Annotated in this window: 19 protein-coding genes and 1 riboswitch (1 of these 20 only partly in view); of the genes, 16 read left to right on the top strand and 3 right to left on the bottom strand. The window is 40.6% G+C overall.

The genetic code is table 11. The annotated features are described in order from the left end of the window. From ACZ5AE_RS18790 to map, 8 genes are all read left to right on the top strand, one after another. A protein-coding gene (locus tag ACZ5AE_RS18790; RefSeq protein ID WP_464566125.1) for a glucose 1-dehydrogenase crosses the window boundary here: on the top strand, nucleotides 1-613 show its 3' portion. 131 nt of this gene lie to the left of the window's left edge; 613 of the gene's 744 nt are visible here — the last part of the coding sequence; its start codon lies off the left edge, out of view; the stop codon is at nucleotides 611-613. A gap of 318 nt (nucleotides 614-931) precedes the next feature. Then, on the top strand, nucleotides 932-2,038 hold the full coding sequence (locus ACZ5AE_RS18785) for an iron-containing alcohol dehydrogenase family protein (protein WP_464566124.1): 1,107 nt from the start codon (nucleotides 932-934) through the stop codon (nucleotides 2,036-2,038). 19 nt (nucleotides 2,039-2,057) lie between these two features. Next, the gene (locus ACZ5AE_RS18780; RefSeq protein ID WP_464566123.1) at nucleotides 2,058-3,050 is read left to right on the top strand and encodes an ABC transporter substrate-binding protein; all 993 of its coding nucleotides are present in this window, start codon (nucleotides 2,058-2,060) and stop codon (nucleotides 3,048-3,050) included. A gap of 88 nt (nucleotides 3,051-3,138) precedes the next feature. Continuing rightward, nucleotides 3,139-3,936, top strand: a complete 798-nt coding sequence (locus ACZ5AE_RS18775) for an ABC transporter permease (protein WP_464566122.1) — start codon at nucleotides 3,139-3,141, stop codon at nucleotides 3,934-3,936. 1 nt (nucleotide 3,937) lies between these two features. Beyond that, complete coding sequence (locus ACZ5AE_RS18770; protein ID WP_464573664.1) at nucleotides 3,938-4,765, top strand: ABC transporter ATP-binding protein; 828 nt, start codon at nucleotides 3,938-3,940, stop codon at nucleotides 4,763-4,765. Between the two features lie 32 nt (nucleotides 4,766-4,797). After that, nucleotides 4,798-6,000, top strand: coding sequence for an aminotransferase-like domain-containing protein (locus tag ACZ5AE_RS18765; RefSeq protein ID WP_464566121.1), 1,203 nt, complete (start codon nucleotides 4,798-4,800; stop codon nucleotides 5,998-6,000). Nucleotides 6,001-6,321: 321 nt separating this feature from the next. After that, a complete protein-coding gene (locus ACZ5AE_RS18760; protein ID WP_464566120.1) occupies nucleotides 6,322-7,143 on the top strand; it encodes a dienelactone hydrolase family protein in 822 nt (273 codons plus the stop codon). Nucleotides 7,144-7,270: 127 nt separating this feature from the next. Next, nucleotides 7,271-8,011, top strand: a complete 741-nt coding sequence (map, locus tag ACZ5AE_RS18755) for a type I methionyl aminopeptidase (RefSeq protein WP_464566119.1) — start codon at nucleotides 7,271-7,273, stop codon at nucleotides 8,009-8,011. A 48-nt stretch (nucleotides 8,012-8,059) separates the two neighbouring features. Here the strand turns inward: map and ACZ5AE_RS18750 are convergent, their stop codons facing one another. Next, the gene (locus ACZ5AE_RS18750) at nucleotides 8,060-8,188 is read right to left on the bottom strand and encodes a hypothetical protein (RefSeq protein ID WP_464566118.1); all 129 of its coding nucleotides are present in this window, start codon (nucleotides 8,186-8,188) and stop codon (nucleotides 8,060-8,062) included. A 215-nt stretch (nucleotides 8,189-8,403) separates the two neighbouring features. Between ACZ5AE_RS18750 and ACZ5AE_RS18745 the strand changes: the two genes are divergently transcribed. Further along, entirely contained in the window at nucleotides 8,404-9,708 is a 1,305-nt protein-coding gene (locus ACZ5AE_RS18745) for an ATP-binding protein (RefSeq protein ID WP_464566117.1), read from the top strand. Between the two features lie 32 nt (nucleotides 9,709-9,740). Here the strand turns inward: ACZ5AE_RS18745 and ACZ5AE_RS18740 are convergent, their stop codons facing one another. Together ACZ5AE_RS18740 and dapA are read right to left on the bottom strand one after the other, a co-directional pair. Further along, on the bottom strand, nucleotides 9,741-10,511 hold the full coding sequence (locus ACZ5AE_RS18740; RefSeq protein WP_464566116.1) for a sulfite exporter TauE/SafE family protein: 771 nt from the start codon (nucleotides 10,509-10,511) through the stop codon (nucleotides 9,741-9,743). Nucleotides 10,512-10,837: 326 nt separating this feature from the next. Beyond that, complete coding sequence (dapA, locus tag ACZ5AE_RS18735; protein ID WP_464566115.1) at nucleotides 10,838-11,725, bottom strand: 4-hydroxy-tetrahydrodipicolinate synthase; 888 nt, start codon at nucleotides 11,723-11,725, stop codon at nucleotides 10,838-10,840. A gap of 112 nt (nucleotides 11,726-11,837) precedes the next feature. Continuing rightward, nucleotides 11,838-12,019: riboswitch (Lysine riboswitch) on the bottom strand. A gap of 213 nt (nucleotides 12,020-12,232) precedes the next feature. Between dapA and ACZ5AE_RS18730 the strand changes: the two genes are divergently transcribed. The 7 genes from ACZ5AE_RS18730 to ACZ5AE_RS18700 all read left to right on the top strand — a co-directional run bounded on the left by ACZ5AE_RS18730 (nucleotide 12,233) and on the right by ACZ5AE_RS18700 (nucleotide 17,774). Then, nucleotides 12,233-13,168, top strand: coding sequence for a D-2-hydroxyacid dehydrogenase (locus ACZ5AE_RS18730; protein ID WP_464566114.1), 936 nt, complete (start codon nucleotides 12,233-12,235; stop codon nucleotides 13,166-13,168). A gap of 158 nt (nucleotides 13,169-13,326) precedes the next feature. After that, complete coding sequence (locus ACZ5AE_RS18725; protein ID WP_464566113.1) at nucleotides 13,327-14,343, top strand: NADP-dependent oxidoreductase; 1,017 nt, start codon at nucleotides 13,327-13,329, stop codon at nucleotides 14,341-14,343. A 122-nt stretch (nucleotides 14,344-14,465) separates the two neighbouring features. Continuing rightward, entirely contained in the window at nucleotides 14,466-15,134 is a 669-nt protein-coding gene (locus ACZ5AE_RS18720) for a phosphatase PAP2 family protein (protein ID WP_464566112.1), read from the top strand. A gap of 175 nt (nucleotides 15,135-15,309) precedes the next feature. Then, nucleotides 15,310-16,209: a formyltetrahydrofolate deformylase gene (gene purU / locus ACZ5AE_RS18715; RefSeq protein ID WP_464566111.1), complete on the top strand. Its 900-nt coding sequence runs from the start codon at nucleotides 15,310-15,312 to the stop codon at nucleotides 16,207-16,209. A gap of 115 nt (nucleotides 16,210-16,324) precedes the next feature. Continuing rightward, a complete protein-coding gene (locus tag ACZ5AE_RS18710) occupies nucleotides 16,325-16,462 on the top strand; it encodes a hypothetical protein (protein ID WP_464566110.1) in 138 nt (45 codons plus the stop codon). Nucleotides 16,463-16,501: 39 nt separating this feature from the next. Continuing rightward, entirely contained in the window at nucleotides 16,502-16,651 is a 150-nt protein-coding gene (locus ACZ5AE_RS18705; RefSeq protein ID WP_464566109.1) for a hypothetical protein, read from the top strand. A 121-nt stretch (nucleotides 16,652-16,772) separates the two neighbouring features. Then, complete coding sequence (locus tag ACZ5AE_RS18700; protein WP_464566108.1) at nucleotides 16,773-17,774, top strand: LLM class flavin-dependent oxidoreductase; 1,002 nt, start codon at nucleotides 16,773-16,775, stop codon at nucleotides 17,772-17,774. The last annotated feature ends 89 nt before the right edge of the window (nucleotides 17,775-17,863 follow it).

Here is a 17,863-nt window from a genome sequence, read left to right as displayed (position 1 = left end):
AACCGTTCAACTGGTCAAAGAAACCGGCGGGGAAGCTAAGTTTATTCAAACTGATATGACGAAACCTGAAGATGTTCAAATTATGGTTCAAAAAACTGTAGATACTTATGGTAAGTTAGATATTTTCTTTAATAATGCGGGTGTTAAAAGCGGTGAGAGAAAGATACCTGATGTTTCGTTAGAAGAATGGCAGCAGGTATTTGATGTCAATACAAATGGCGTTTTCTTAGGGTTAAAATATGCAATACCTCAGATGACTTCAGGGGGTTCCATTATTAATACAGCAAGTATTGCCGGAATTAAAGGCCAGAAGTTGGTCGCCGCATATTCCGCCTCAAAAAGCAGTGTTATGGCCCTTACCAAAACAGCAGCAACGGAGTTTGGAAAAAAGAATATTCGTGTGAATGCGATTGCTCCAGGAATTATTGATACGAATATGGTAGAGGATTGGAAGAAAACAAAAAAATGGCCAATATTATCTACAGCTAACGCGTTGAATCGCATTGGATATCCTGAGGAGATTGCTAACTTGGTTTTATTCCTTGCTTCCGATGAATCATCGTTTATTACTGGCGAAACAATCGTAATTGATGGCGGTACACTAAACCTGTAGGTTTGTTAGAAACTTAATATCCTATTTTTATATTAAACGCTAGGAATTTCCATTTTGGATTTTTTCTAGCGTTTTTTAATTTTTTCAAGTAATCCCTCAGGGAGGTCAAATGTTTATTAAAAAATGAGTAAAATATTATCCCAAAAAATTTGATGGAAAATATATCAAGAAAGATAAATATATGAATTATTATCAGTTAAAGGTTATAAAAATAAGTTTTAGAAAATTATTATAATTATATTGACATAAAATGGACAAACTTATATATTAAGAGAATATTATTCATATTTATGTGAAGAAGGCATGGTGAATTTGCCAATGAAGGTGATTGCAGGTCCTGGTCAATATGTAAGGAATCCAGGGATATTAACAGATGCTGGTTTATACATAAGAAAGTTTGGAACCACCTCAGTATTGGTTGGTGGTAATACTAGCCGCCAAGTAATTGAAGAACCATTACGGCGGAGTCTGGAAGAGCAAGGGGTTACATTGAAAAAATCCCTATGGCATGGAGGTGAATCCTCTCAAACAAATATTGATAGATTGGTAGAACAGCTAAAATCTGAAAGCTTTGATGTTCTGCTTGCTGCCGGCGGCGGAAAAGCGCTAGATACTGTAAAAGCAGTGGCGTATCGATTAGAGAAACCGCTCGTGGCGATTCCAACGATTGCTGCCACCTGTGCGGCGGCAACTCCTATCAGTATTCTATACAGTGATGAAGGAGAATTTCTTGAAATTAGCCGCGATGCGAAAGCGCCAGATATCGTGCTTGTTGATTCGAGCGTCATTCTCAAAGCACCTGTCCGCTATTTAATTGCTGGAATTGGGGATACATTGGCAAAATGGTTTGAAACAAAATGTTCAATAAAAAAAGCTGTGCCCAACGCGATCAACCAGACCGCCATTGCGATTGCAGGGCAGCTATATCAAACTCTTCTGAAATCGGGTAAATCTGCTGTTCAAGCGATCCAAGAGCAGCGGTTAACGAAAGAATTAGAAGACATTATCGACGCCGTTATATTAGTCAGCGGAAGTGTCAGCGGCTATGGCGGCGATGATTGCCGGACAGCAGCAGCCCATGCAATCTACTCCGGTTTAACGATTTTTCCAGAAATTCATCATACTTACCATGGCGAGATAGTCGCATTTGGGATTGTAGCACAGCTATGTATGGAAGAAATGGGCGAGGAAGAGATAATGGAGCTAATCCAATATTACCAAGAGGTAAATTTGCCATATACACTACGGCAGATGGGAATAACGCATTTAACCGAGGAACAATGGAAGCAATTAGGCGAAATTACAGTTACCATTGAAGATATGGCGAACATGCCATTCGATGTGACACCGGAAATGGTCGTTACATCTGTTCAAAAAGCGGATGAAATTGGAACAATGATGTTAGTAACAACAAATAAAAGATAATTTTAGGGGGAAATGTGAAATGAAGAAATGGCTGGTTATGATTTGTTCATTAATGCTGGTACTTGCATTAGCTGCCTGTGGAAAAGATGAAGCAGCAAGCGGTGGTTCAAAGGAAAAGAAATCGTCAGAACCTTTAAAGGTTACGCTTCCTACTTGGACAGGCTATGGTCCTTTATTTTTAGCAAAGGAAAAAGGATTTTTTAAGAAAAATGGTATTGATGTAGACCTTTCCATTGTTGAGGGATTAGGAGAGCGTAAGCAGGCATTAGCTAGCGGCAAAATTGACGGTATGGCAACTGCATTAGATGTTCAAGTAACACTTGCTGCGGCTGATATTCCGGTACAGGTAGTTTGGTTACTGGATGATTCTTACGGCGGCGACGGAATCGTAGTTAAAAATGACATTAAAGATGTGAAGGATTTAAAAGGTAAAAAGGTTGCCTTTGAAGTTGGTTCAACCAGCCATATGCTTGCTTTAACCGCATTGAAGCAGGGCGGCTTAACCGAAAAGGATGTAGAAGTAGTTCAAATGTCTGCAGGTGACGCGGGTGCCGCTTTTGCAGCAGGAAAAGTGGATGCTGCTGTAACCTGGGAGCCATGGTTATCAAAAAGCACAGAAGTAAACGGTAAAGTGTTACTGTCAACAAAGGATCTTCCAGGAATTATTGTGGATACCATCAGCTTTAAAGAAGACGTCATTAAGAACCGTCCAGATGATGTAAAAGCATTTGTAAAGGCAATGGGCGAAGCGATGGATTACTGGAAAGAGCATAAAGATGAAGCCGACGAAATTATGGCAAAAGGCTTAAAGATTGATACAAAGGAATTTGTTGCAACAGAATCTGGACTTAAGTTTTTCACAAATGATGATAACAAGAAGCTATTTGGTTCTGAAAGCAGCAAAGGTTCCATCTACCAATCAACGGAGAATGCCATCAAGTTTTACAAAGAGCAAAGTATTATTAAAAAAGAACCAAAAGTGGAAGATGTGCTAAATCCAAGCTTCCAATAAAAGATAGAATAAAAGCCTAATATATGAGACTGGTTCGGAGCTCATATATTAGGCCTTTTTAAAAGATTGAAAGAATTGGGTGAGAGAGATGATTGCAAAGTTATTAACGCCAAATAAAGAAATATCAAAACGGTTATATAGTACAGCAGGGCTTGTTACGTTTCTTTTATTTTTGGTTGTTTGGTCAGTGCTGACCTATGGCGGGATTGTAAATCCGCTGTTTTTGCCGACACCGACAGCCGTAGTGGCAACTGCTGTGGATTTGTTTGTAAATGGAGATCTCTTGTCTGATATCGGCATTAGTTTTACCAGGGTACTGGTTGGATTCTTGATTGCTGCTGTCATCGGAATTCCTTTAGGAATTTTGATGGGATCGTTGAAAATAATGGAGGGTGCTTTTGAACCAATCATCGGCTTTATCCGCTATATGCCGGCATCTGCTTTTATTCCATTATTGATTTTATGGATTGGTCTTGGTGAACCAGAGAAAATGAGCGTCATTTTCCTGGGAACCTTTTTTCAGTTGACGCTTATGATTATGGACGTTACGAAAAATGTTCAAAATGACTTAATTGAAGTTTCTTATACATTAGGAGCAAAAAGAGCGCAGTTGTTTACAAAAGTCATTTTGCCAGCAGCTTTGCCGGGGATTGTAGATACGCTTAGGATTACATTTGGCTGGGCATGGACATATTTAGTCGTTGCTGAAATCGTCGGGGCATCTAGCGGTTTAGGCTATATGATTATGCAGGCATCCCGTTTCCTTCAGCCTGATAAAATTATCGTTGGGATCTTAATCATCGGTTTACTGGGATTGCTAACTGATATGATTTTTAAAGCCATTTATCGGGCTTCGTTTTCATGGATGAGAAAGGATGGGTTGTAAAATGGTCATTCAAGCGGCGAAAAACATAATCGAAAGTAACATCCCACAGGCTAAGACACCAAAGCTTGAAATTAAAGAAGTCGGTAAAGTTTTTAAGACAAAGAGCGGTGAAACGACAGCTTTAGAGAAGACCTCTTTTTCCGTCAATGAAGGGGAGTTTGTTACCATTTTAGGACCATCGGGATGCGGAAAATCCACAGTTTTGCGAATTGTTGCCGGGTTAGAAGAAGCAACATCTGGACAGGTTCTCATTGATGGGCAGGAAGTCAGCGGCCCTGGGCCAGACCGTGGGATGGTTTTTCAATCGTATACCTTATACCCATGGCTAACGGTAAAAGACAACATTTCCTTTGGTTTAAAATTAAAAGGGGTTTCTCAAAAGGAACGGGACGATGTAGCCCGGCATTATCTGCAATTAATTGGTTTGGAAGGGTTTGAAAAACACTATCCTATTCAATTATCCGGCGGGATGAAGCAGCGCGTTGCCATCGCTCGAGCACTTGCCAATGACCCTAAGATTCTTCTGATGGACGAACCGTTTGGTGCTTTAGATGCCCAGACAAGAAATATTATGCAGGAAGTGCTATTAAAAGCGTGGGAGGAATCAAAGAAGACGATTTTGTTCATTACCCACGATGTCGAGGAATCGATCTTCTTGGCCGATTCGGTTTACGTTATGACGGCAAGACCAGGCCGCTTAAAGAAAAATATTCCGATTGCTTTGGAGAGACCGAGGGAGTTCAGTATAAAAGGGTCGGTTGAATTTGCCCAATATAAAGAGGAATTACTGTCACTCATCAGGGAAGAGAGTTTAAAAGCAATTAACTAACAGGAGTCTTGAGCGAAAGGTGTTTGTTTAACGTGAAGATGGAATCATTTCTACCTGACAATATAAAAGCAGCTTTAAAGAACGACCCTCCTGGGGAATGGATGCCTGCTCTTCCAAAAGAGTGCATCCGTTTGAGTTCAGGTTATCCTGAGCCTGTTCTTGTTCCTTCCGGAGAAATCAAGGAGGCGGCAGTCCGATTGCTTGATGAGGAACAAGACTTGCCGCTTCATTACTTGGGAACCCCTAGGATGGAAACATTAAAACAGCAAATCAAAGACCGGTTGTGCGAACGCGGTATCGAGGTTCAGGAGGACGAGCTTCTCATTACGGCCGGGGCTTGCCAGGCGATTGATTTAATTGCGCGCGTGCTGCTTGATGAACAAGTGGTCGTTGCTGTGGAAGCACCAACCTATATGGAAGCATTGGAAATTTTCCGCAACTATACTAATCAAATCATCAGTATACCGATTGATGACAAGGGAATGCAGACGGAAACATTCGCTGAAATTCTTGCTGAAAGAAAACGTGCAGGGTTGACCTTGCCACGGCTTCTATACACGATTCCAACCTTTCAAAACCCGACTGGGACGACTTTGACCTTGAAACGTCGGAAACAGCTATTGGAGCTCGCGGAGGAATACAATTTTCTTATTTTAGAGGACGATGCCTATGGTGAGCTGGCATTTGGAGAAAGCCCGTTGACATTAAAAGCACTGGATAAAGAAGGTCGTGTTTTTCATGTAGGCTCCTTATCGAAGGTGGTTGCACCAGGCATGCGGGTTGGCTGGATTGCGGGTGAGAGCGATTTTATCACCGCTTTTTCGTGGTTTAAAAAGGATTTAGACCACCCATTTTCCCAAGCCACGATGGCCTCCTATTTAGAGAAAATTGATCTTGATAAACGGCTTAAAAAGTTAAAGGAAGTATATTGTGGCAAAAGCGAAAAGCTTGTTCAATCGGTAGTGAAATATTTTCCTGATACGGTTACCTTGTATGTTCCCCAGGGCGGCTACTTTGTCTGGGTAAAGGTACCGGGTGTGGATACAGCTAAAATGTTAGACCGGGCTTTAGCCTCAGGTGTTTCTTATGTGCCTGGAAAGTTCTTTTTTGAAAATCAAAAGGATGGAACTGAGTATCTTCGGCTATCGTTCAGCTATGAGACAGTGGCGCGAATGGAAGAAGGCGTTCGGATACTTGGGAAAATAATATCTGCTAATTTTTTGAAAACAACCTAAAATTGTAGGTTGTTTTTTTGTTAAAAAATGCGCATGATTTTAGATTTTGCCTAACCAATCTGAATCTTAGCCAAAAAATGAAGTGATGTTGACTTAATTGTCGGTTGACGAGTAAAAGTCACAAATAGGCGAGTAAAATTTAAATTTCGGCGAGTAAACCAAAAATAGATGAGTAAATTCTAAAATCAGGAGAGTAAAAATCAAAAATAGACGAGTAAATCCCAAATTAATAAAAATGATCCTAGATAGAACGCTTCCTTTTAAAAAAAAGCTTTAATATGGTAAATTATGATAGAAATAATACATAAAAGAGGTGTCACGATGCCAGTACAATCAGAATGGAGAACATTTAAAGGGACAAATGGGGATATTCGTGCCTATTTTGCGGCAATTGAACCTGTTAACGAACCAAGGCCGACGGTTATTGTGATTCAGGAAATGTGGGGTGTTGACGGCCATATTAGAGATGTGGTTGAGCGATTTGCAGCCGCAGGCTATGTGGCCATTGCGCCAGACCTATTTGCAGAAAATGGAGTGAGGCCCGAGTCGCTTAGCGAGGAAAAAGTGAAAGACGCCAAACAATTTCTCCATTCTATTCCACATCAAGCGTGGTTTAACCCAGAAATTCGGGACGAGGAAATTTCGAAGCTGCCCAGTGATCGGCAAGAAACATTACGCGCAACGCTGACCAAACTTCTCGGAGTTTTAGATCCAAGCAAATCTGAAGGATTTGTCAATCTCTTAAAAGAGACAGCCGATTATGCTCGAAATTCATATTCAAAAGGAATGCCGGTCGCCTCTGTCGGCTTCTGTCTAGGAGGAGCCCTATCGGCTGCACTTGCCGTTAACGACCCCAAACATGCTGGATCGGTGGTATTTTATGGCCGCCCGCCAAAAGAACGTATAAATGAAATTCAATGCCCAATTCTCGGCTTTTATGGCGGGAATGATCCTAACATCACTAACCTGATTCCCGCGTTCGAGGAAGAAATGAAGAAGTTGGGGAAATCATTTGAAGCAATTGTCTATCCGAATGCACCGCACGCATTTTTTAATGATACAAATCCGACATATAGTGCCGGCTATGCACGTGATTCATTTGCCAAAGCGTTAACGTTTTTGAACCAAGTTACGGCTGAATAATTTCAGGGAAACAGGTATTATAGAAATCATAGTACCTGTTTTTCACTTGTTTTTTTCGAAAAGGAAAGACTACAATAGAACTTATAAGTCTTTTGACAAACAAAACTAACATAAGTAGGGGAATGGCATGATAGTTAAAACAGAAGAAGATATCAATGGAATTAAGGAAATTGGCAGGATTGTCGGGGCCATTCGTGATGAATTGGTAGAACGGACAAAGCCTGGTATTACCACGAAGGAGCTAGATGATATCGCTGGTGAACTTTTTGAAAAGGAAGGAGCCATTTCCGCTCCAAAAGGGGAATACGATTTTCCTGGTTATACATGTATCAGTGTAAATGAGGAGGTAGCCCACGGAATACCGGGCAATCGGGTAATTAAGGAAGGGGACCTTGTTAATATTGATGTGTCGGCCTCAAAGAATGGTTATTTCGCTGATACGGGCATTTCCTTTGTAGTTGGCAAAGGAGACGAAGTGCTGACAAAAATCTGTGAAACGGCACAGGCGGCCTTTGATGCAGGTTTGAAAAAAGCAAAGCCAGGTTCAAAAAAGAGCGGGATTGGCAAAGCTGTTTATCAAACCGCGAAGCAACATGGTTTCACCGTCATTAAAAATCTGACTGGACATGGGATCGGGCGGAGAATTCACGAACGCCCAGACCATATCTATAATTACCATGAGCCATGGGATGATGAGCTCTTGAAAGAGGGAATGGTCATTGCCTTTGAACCATTTATTTCTACTCATGAGGAAGAAGTTTATGAAAAAGGCGACGGTTGGACCTACATTACGGAAAAAAGCTTTGTCGCTCAAATAGAGCATACGTTGATTCTGACGAAAAATGGGCCGATCATCGTAACTAAATAGTATTGAATGTTAAAAGGATAACCCTCGGAGAAGAGTTATCCTTTTTTCTTATTGATTTTTTTTGTTTTGCCTTGCAGCTTTCTTACGAGCCTTTTTACTTAACGTTGATTCGGAGCCAAACTCAGCATCATTACTGCCTGTATGCGGCTGATTACGATTGTTATTACGATTTGTCATGGGTTCTCCTTTCATATGTACATTCGTAAATTTGGCAATTTAGCCATTCATATAATGCAAAAATTTATGAAAAAATATTCATTGAAAATTTTATGAATAAACGTTTCAGGCGAAATTTTCCTTTAATTACAAGTAAGATAAATGCTATAATAAATAGGCTGTGTTTCTCTTATTTTAAACTTGGAAATACACATAACTTGAAGGGGCTGCCTGTAATGGATTTTGTTTATATTAATCACAATGTATTAGATAATGTGTTTTATATAATTGTCAGTCTGTTAATGTTTTTTGTGTTAATTGATAACGTCAAAAAATTTAAACAGTATCGGAAAACCCTTCTGACAGCCTGCATGACTTTACCGATCATTCTTTGTATGAAATTCCCGATATACATTGACCAGTATTGTGTACATGATTTAAGGCAAATTCCAGTATTTATTGGAACACTTTATGGTGGATGGCCAGTCGGGGCCGTACTTTTGGTGATGATGTTAACATTTCGTTTTGCCATTTACGGTATGAATGATATTACATTAGTTGTATATATTATTATATTTGTGGCGACAGCTCTATTTTCCGGAAGATTTAATAGGTTTAATCGAAAAATTAAATTGATCAGTTCCGTCATACTGACGATTGTCCTTGAGATTTCAACGACTTATGCCGCCTTATGGATGTCTGATATATTCGTTGTGACAGAAGCATACATTTTTTATTTTATCATTCTGCCTCCTATTCTTATGTTTTTTATGGTATATATCATTGAATTATTGTCTGATGCAATGTATATCCGATCAAAAATTGTTAAGCTTGAAAAAATGGAGGTTGTCAGTCAACTGGCGGCAAGTATTTCGCACGAAGTCCGAAATCCTTTAACCGTTGTAAAAGGGTTTATGGAGCTGCTGAAGTCTCCTAATCTATCGCTGGACGAGAAGAAACGCTATATTGAACATATTGAAAGAGAACTTCATAATGCCGAGTCAATTATTACTGATTACTTGGCCTTTGCAAAACCAGCAATAGAAAAAGTGGAACCGCTTCTAATCGAGAAAGAGATCCGCAATGTCATTGATATCGTGAATCCGTTAGCAAAAATGAGTTCCGTAATTATTACAGATAACCTTGGTCAAGGAATCGTTCAAGGGAATAAGAATTATTTCCACCAATGCTTTTTAAATTTAATAAAAAATGCTATCGAAGCAATGCCATCCGGCGGGGAGCTCCAAATAGTTTCAGCGCTAGAAAAAAATAAGGTCACCATTAAAATTATTGATAACGGTGTAGGTATGAGTAAGGAGCAGATAAACCGCTTCGGAGAGCCATACTACAGCAGTAAAACAAAGGGTACAGGATTAGGCTCTATGGTCGCGGTGAAAACAATTCAGACGATGAACGGGAAGCTTGATATTGAGAGTATCTTAAATGTAGGAACGACCATTACAATCACATTTCCTGCCTTTATAACAGAATATAAAAAGGTTCAGTTTGATAGCCATCTAAAGTTAGAATCTGAATTTTAGCAAAAAAGAGCTTAAACGTTTAAGCTCTTTTTTTATAATCCTATAAGTTTTAACGCGCTAAAAATGATGACCGCTGAAATAACCGTACGAAGGGGCTTTGTCGGTACTTTTGAGGATAAGGTGCTCCCTACTAGAACGCCCGGGATCGACCCGATTAGCAGGTTCGCTACAAGCATATAATTGACACTTCCGGCATTCGCGTGGAGGAGTCCGGCAACAGTCACTAACAAAAAGGCATGGGCTATATCGGTGCCAACCAGCTCAGATCCTTTCAGACGGTAGAGATATAGCATGGCAAGGGCAAATAATGATCCTGACCCGATTGAAGTCAGGCCGACAATAAAGCCAAAACCGGCCCCGATTAATATAGTTAATGTTCGTTTTTCTTCAATAGGTCTTAATTGCCAGCGGTTCGGCCTGATTTTATTATCAAAAAATGTCTTAATTAAAATGGCTGTGGCCACTAGAATAAGGACATAGCCAAGTCCATGCTTGATAATTTGTTCTTGGTTGTGGAAATATTTTTCAAAAGCCTGGAGGATGAGAATGGCTCCTGTTGCACTTGGAACACTTCCGATAGCAAGATACTTCATGAGTTTAAAGTTAATTGTTTTCTGTCGCCAATGCTGAATGACTCCAAACAGTTTGGTAATGGAGTTGTAAACAAGATCCGTACCCACTGCTATGGAAGGTTGAATTCCGACCATGATGAGTACCGGGGTTAACAATGCAGCCCCTCCAACCCCAGTTAAACCTACTAATAACCCAACTAATAATCCCATTAATGCAATTCCTATGCTCATGTTGGGGGCCTCCTTCTTTTGTGACAAATTCCGAGTAATTATATGTGAATTATAGAGTTTAAAAGGGATTTTGTAAACACTTTTCTGAATTTATAAAAGAAATTTTATTGCAGTGAGGATATTTTGGAAAAAAGATTAGCAGATACGAGGAGGTAATGAAGGACATTTTGAAACAGGAAACGGAAGGTTGTGGTCTTCATAGAAGGTATGAAGGACATTATAAAACGTGACAACATTATTTTGTCCTTCAACAAAAAAATGAAGGACAAATCCAGCCGAATTCTGCCTGAATTTGTCCTTCATCCCAATCTCACTTTTATATCATTCTACAAAACTTCCACTGCACTATTTTGCAATAGTACATTTCGAAGTGTTTTAGTCTCCTCTTCATTTAACGGAATCAATGGTAAACGCAGGCCGCCGACATTGACCCCTTTCATATTAAGAGCTGCTTTTACAGGTGCAGGGCTTGGTGCTGCAAATAAAGCTTTCATTATTGGCAGTAATTCACGGTGTGCTGAAGCAGCGCCCGCAAAGTCGCCCTTTTTAAAGCGTGACACCATATCCTGCATTTCATTCCCGATAATATGAGATGCAACAGAAATTACACCAACGCCGCCAATTGAAAGCACCGGCAAAGTAATTCCATCATCACCGCTGTATAAGGAAAAGTCATCAGCAGTTAGTTTAATAATTTCGGCCATGTCATCTAAGTGGCCGCTGGCTTCCTTCACCGCTACGATATTAGGAATCTGAGAAAGACGGATGACCGTTTCGGCAGATATATTGACGACACTGCGGCCAGGAATATTATAAAGCATAACCGGAAGAGAAGTAGATTCAGCTATCGCTTTAAAATGCTGATACATACCTTCCTGAGATGGTTTATTATAGTATGGCGCAACGAGCATGATGCCGTCTACACCGACTTCTTCTGCCAACTTTGTTAGACTGATTGAGGCTCTTGTGTTGTTTGAGCCAGTGCCTGCAATAACGGGAACTCTTCCGTCCACAACTTCAACTACAAATTTAAATAATGCCACTTTTTCCTCAGTTGATAAGGTAGGGGACTCACCAGTTGTTCCGCAAACTACTAAACCATCAGTACCATTTGCTAATAAGTAATTTACTAGATCTTTCGTCGCATTAAAATCAATTTCGCCATGCTGATCAAACGGAGTTACCATTGCTGTTAAAACTTGGCCAAAGTACATAAATTTCACCCTTTTAAAATTATTTTTAAAAAGAGGTAAGGCCAAACGCAAAAAGCAGCTGTGGGAAAGGCCCTACAGCTGCATCAGAAACATTAATTTTACAAGTTCCCCTGCGTGAGATAGCCCTCCATATAGTTTCCTATATGACAATTCTGTATTTATTCAATAACAGAACCAGCTTCTAGAACAATGAGGCTCTAAAGAAGCTTCGGCAAATTCCCCTTTCTACCACCGTCACTGGGTCCCATTACCCTCGGATGGTTTACTGATGGTCTTTGCGCCTCTATCCTCACTTCATAAGGTATGAAGTAAGAAGTATATAATTAAGATTAATATAACAGAATATTCCTATTTGTTCAAGGGCTTTTTATAAAAAATACTAAAAGCGTATATTTATTGATAGTTTTATAGTATGGGGAGGAGAGCAGGAATTAACTGCTCTGTTCTTCTTTTTTGAGTTTTTTCCCAATTATCCTTAAAATGGAGGTAATGCTGAAGAGGTGAATTATGGTGAAAATCGAAAATATTTTAATTGTCAGCCCGATGTATCAAGAGCTTCGGGCATACATCCAAAATGCGTGCGTCCAAAAGAATTTCCGTTATATCCCGGAGGATGAAGTCACACAGGAGAATTTGAAATGGGCGGATGCACTTGTATCTTTTAACCTCAAATCCGATTACGATTACAGTCATTTAAAATGGGTGCACTCGCTCGGTGCGGGAGTTGACCGTTTTTTATATAAAAAGACCTGGGACGATAGTGTACTTTTGACAAGGACAGTTTGTTCGTTTGGTCAAAGAATCGGAGAGTATTGTTTAAGTTACATATTGAAAGACTTACAATTTCACGAGGAGTTCCGGGAATTACAGCTGCAGAAAAAATGGCAGCAAAGGACTCCAACGCTATTAAATGAACTCAAAGTGATGGTCTATGGAACCGGTGAAATTGGACTGGCTGTCGCCAAGCTTTTGTCTGGATTTGGAGTGGAGGTTTACGGCGTCTCCCAAAGTGGAAAAGAAAAAGAGTATTTTAATGAGGTTATGACTGTGGAATCTCATTTTAACCTCTTAGGGGAAATGGATGTGATCATCAACACGATGCCGCTGACGGAACAAACGGGTGGCTTTTTTAATAGTAGAGTTTTTCAAAAAGTAACAAATGCCGGCTTTATTAATGTAGGGCGGGGAGCATCATTAGATGAAGAAGCACTGCTGCAGGCATTGGAAGATGGTCAAATCCGTTATGCTGTCCTGGATGTGTTTACAGAGGAGCCGCTACCGGAGAATCATCCGTTATGGAACCATCCTTCTGTATTGATTACCCCCCATATTTCAGCGGTAACGACACCTGATGAAGGGGCAGCTTGTTTTTTGGATACACTCAGAAACTTGGAAGAAAACAAACCTCTTAACAATAGAGTAGATACAAAGAAGGGTTATTAAATCCATTATAAAAACCTCGGATTCTTCCGGGGTTTTAATTTATGACCATTCGTTTAAAGTAATTTTGTGTTCTGGCAGGAGATTAGCCGTAAAAGTAGAACATTATAATCAAGCACCTAGAATTGCTTCTTGGAGTAGATAAAACAGGGAGTGGTTAGATGACAAACCTTTTGAACAGAAAAATTTTACTGGCTAGCCGGCCAGTAGGAATGCCAGATGAAAGGAATTTTGAATTTATTGAGGAGAATGTTCCTAAACTTCAGGATGGTGAAGTGCTGATTCGGTCACTATATTTGTCTGTTGACCCTTATATGAGAGGCCGGATGTCGGATGCCAAATCTTATGCCAAGCCATACGAAGTAGGTCAGCCATTTAAAGGCGGGGTCGTTGGAAAAGTAGTCGAGTCAAAAAATTCTCGGTTTGAAGCGGGGCAATATGTAGATGGCCTCATGGAATGGGCTGAGTATAACGTTTCGGACGGAAGCGGCCTGCGCAGACTGAATCCGGAACTGGCACCTGTGACAACGGCGCTTCATGTACTTGGGATGCCGGGATTAACTGCTTATTTTGGATTGTTGTACATAGGGGAGCCGAAGGAAGGGGAAACGGTCGTCGTTTCCGGAGCTTCTGGAGCTGTTGGAACAGTTGTCGGTCAAATCGCTAAATTGAAAGGCTGCCGAGTCGTTGGTATTGCCGGCGGAGACGATAAATGCGATTATTTAACCGAGGAACTAGGTTTTGACGCGGCAATTAACTATAAAACAGCCGAGAACCTTCGCAAAGCATTGAAGGAAGCCTGCCCTAACGGTGTCGATGTCTACTTCGATAATGTTGGCGGTCCTGTAAGCGATGCGGTGATGTCCTTAATTAACTTCCAGTCTAGGACTGCCGTTTGTGGACAAATCTCCCATTATAATGCGGATAAACCGCCTGTCGGTCCAAGGGTTGCAGGTCAGCTGTTGACAACCAGTTCCTTGATGAAGGGCTTCATCGTTTCTGACTATGCCCAGCACAACAAGGAGGGCTTAACACAGCTATCCCAGTGGGTAAGAGAAGGAAAAATCAAATACCGCGAAACGATTGTCGAAGGCTTTGAAAACACTGTAGACGCGTTTCTAGGTTTATTCCGCGGGGATAACATCGGTAAACAGCTGGTGAAAGTGGCGGAGGAATAAAGAAGAAAAGAAGTGTCCCTTTTGGGGCACTTTTTGTGTGTTGTCTATTTTGTCTGAAACATTTTTGATATAAAAAGAAATAGGGTAAAATAAAGGAAATTTTATCTGTGAGGTTACCAGTAATGAACTTGAAGTTTCAGCTAACATGCGCATTCATCATAAGCGTCATCTCCCTTGCGGCCTTTGCTTTGATGGCCACGCTTATCGAGGTTCATAAGATTGTCCGATTTGATAACACCTTAATAAGTTTAGTCCAGAGTCTTGAGTCACCTGACTTAACAGCCATTATGAAATTTTTCACCTTCATCGGGTCGACAAAAATAGTGGTGATTCTCACCCTTCTTATTATCTTCTTTCTCTATAAGGTGCTGCACCATCGGCTGGAACTGATTTTATTCATTGCCGTGATTGCGGGAACGCCGATTATCAATTCCATTTTAAAATCAATTTTTCACCGAGCACGGCCCGAATTTCATCGATTGATAGAAATCGGAGGCTATAGTTTTCCGAGCGGACATGCGATGAATGCATTTTCTGTATATGGGATACTTGCCTTCCTGCTATGGAGACATATTGCTACCGGAACAGGCCGCGCTCTGTTGATTATTTTTAGTACCATCATGATTTTGATGATAGGGATCAGTCGTATCTATTTGGGTGTTCATTATCCCAGTGATATTCTTGGCGGGTATTTTGCCAGTGGGTTTTGGATTGCTATTGCTATTTGGTTTTTTCAATGGTATGTGGAAAGGCAGCCTGAGCTAAGAAGCGGGCAGCTGAATCGAACCTAATAAACAAAGGGTGGTGCCGTTTTTTAAGGCACCTCCTGTTTTTAAGTAAGAATAGCTAGGGCTGCTGACTCTATAATCATGGTTCAGCAGCCTTTTTATATTTAAATAGTGACAAAGTCCTGCTTTAAATTGTATAATAATTCACAATAATTAAAATGAGATAGAGGTAGCTATCATGAATTCTATTATTAAAAAACAACTAGAACAATTTCAAGAGAGGAATCAAAACCGAGGCCGATTATTAGTCAGCTGTCCGGATCAGCCGGGCATTGTGGCAGCAATTTCGCAATTTTTATTTTCATACAACGCTAACATTATTGAGTCCAATCAGTATTCCACAAATCCAGAGGGTGGGCGGTTTTTCATCAGAATTGAATTTGAATGCCCATCTCTAAAAGAAAAAGCAGCGGAAATGAAACAGAACTTTGTAGAGATTGCTGAGAAGTTTTCAATGGAATGGAGCTTTAGCCCGGTTTTTGAGGTGAAAAGAACGGCGATTTTTGTGTCAAAGGAATTGCACTGTTTGCTTGAACTCTTATGGGAATGGCAAAGCGGCGATTTATTGACGGAGATCGCTCTTGTCATCAGCAATCATGAAGACGCTAGGGAAGTAGTAGAAGGACTGAATATTCCGTTCTATTATATTCCTGCCAATAAAGACATTCGTGCGGAGGTTGAAACCAAGCAATTGCAGCTCCTCAAAGAACATGACATTGATGTCATCGTGCTGGCCCGCTATATGCAAATTTTGACGCCGAACTTTGTGGCTGCTAACCCGAATAAAATTATTAACATCCATCACTCGTTCCTTCCAGCCTTTATTGGGGCTCGGCCGTATGAACGGGCATATGGCCGCGGAGTAAAATTAATCGGGGCCACCTCCCATTATGTGACCAATGATTTGGACGAGGGGCCAATTATTGAGCAGGATATTGCCCGGGTTGACCACCGTTCGAATGTTGAGGCACTAAAGAAAAAAGGCCGTTCGATCGAGCGGAGTGTTTTAGCGCGTGCGGTCAAATGGCATTTAGAAGACCGGGTTATTGTCCATGAGAATAAGACGATTATCTTTTAATGCGAAGTTATATATTTTTAAAAGCCATCATGTGATATGGGTGGCTTTTTTGCTTAGTCTGCAAGAATGAAGCTTTTAATTCAGTTCATAATAAGAATGAAAAGGAGTGATTTTCATGGATAAGAAATATAACACAAACAATGATGCAACGGTGGAATTAAAGAAGGCACTCAATAAAACCAAACCACCGCAAAACCGGATGAGCGAAGCGGAGAGAAGAATGAAATATGGCGAAAAGGGAAATGAAGTATAAACTTACCTGAATCCAATAAAAAAATAGAGGTGAAAAAAGATGGCAGATAAAAACCCAATTGAGTACTCAGGTAAGGTATTGGACCAGAGGAATACCCTAACCGGACCGGACGATACAGGAAAAACGGGTTATCCGAAACCACCAAAGCATGTATCAATACAGCAAAGAAATAATAACGATGAAGTTTGAAGGTAAAGGGTGTCGGGATGGTGCGGCACCTTTTTCTTTTTGTATAAGCATTTAATTTTTGTTCCTAAACGGTCATTGTTACTATAGTAGTGTATCTGTTTAAAGAAAGGAATTTAAAATAATGACAAATATTCATATACCAGTTTCAGTATTAAACCTTGCCCCAATTCGGGAAGGACAGGATTCGAACCAAGCAATTAATGCAATGGTTGACCTGGCACAGGCAGTTGAAAAAATGGGATATAAACGTTATTGGATTGCGGAACACCATAATACCCCGACACTGGTTAGTTCTGCCACAGCCATTTTAATAAAACATACCTTAGAACATACAAAAGAAATTAGCGTGGGCTCGGGCGGGATTATGCTCCCGAACCACTCCCCTTTGGTAGTTGCTGAACAATTCGGAACAATGGCAACCATTTATCCTGGTCGGGTTGAACTTGGCCTGGGACGCGCACCCGGCACAGATATGATGACAGCAAGCGCTCTAAGACGCTCGAAAAATGATTCTGTTTTTACATTTCCAGATGATGTGAAGGCCTTGTTAACGTATTTTGGACCTGAAGACCATCAGGGTTATGTACGGGCATATCCTGGGGCAGGAACAAATATCCCTATTTATATTCTAGGTTCCTCAACCGATTCTGCTTACTTGGCAGCAAGTCTGGGTCTGCCTTATGTTTTTGCATCCCACTTTGCGCCAAAATATATGGAAGAGGCCATTTCGATTTATCGCAGCCGGTTCCAACCGTCAGAGTATTTGGATAAGCCATACATGATGGTTTGTTTAAACGTGGTTGCTTCGGAAACGGACGAAGAGGCAAGCTTCTTATCAACTACAATGCGGCAATTTTCCCTAAACGTTGTACGCGGTTCCCGCATGCCGTTACAGCCGCCGGTTGAAAATATGGACCAAATTTGGACACCAATGGAGAAAGAAATGGTGATGTCCATGTCCAGAATGACGATGTTGGGAAGCAAAGAGACCGTCCGGGAACAACTGTTAGCGTTTCAGAAAAAATATAATGTGGATGAACTTATGGCAGTGTCTTATATCTATGATGTGGAAAAACAAAAACGGTCGTATGAAATATTAAAGGAAATTGTGGACGGGAAATAGGGAAATGGCTGAGAATGTCTTCATCTAGCGTCCTAAAATAACATTCATAAAGACTAGACCAAACAATACTTATCGATAAATCCATTAAA

The organism is Neobacillus sp. S1227 (assembly GCF_055385255.1).
The sequence above is the reverse complement of the archived record's forward strand: the minus strand, read 5'-3'. Positions and strand labels throughout refer to the sequence as shown.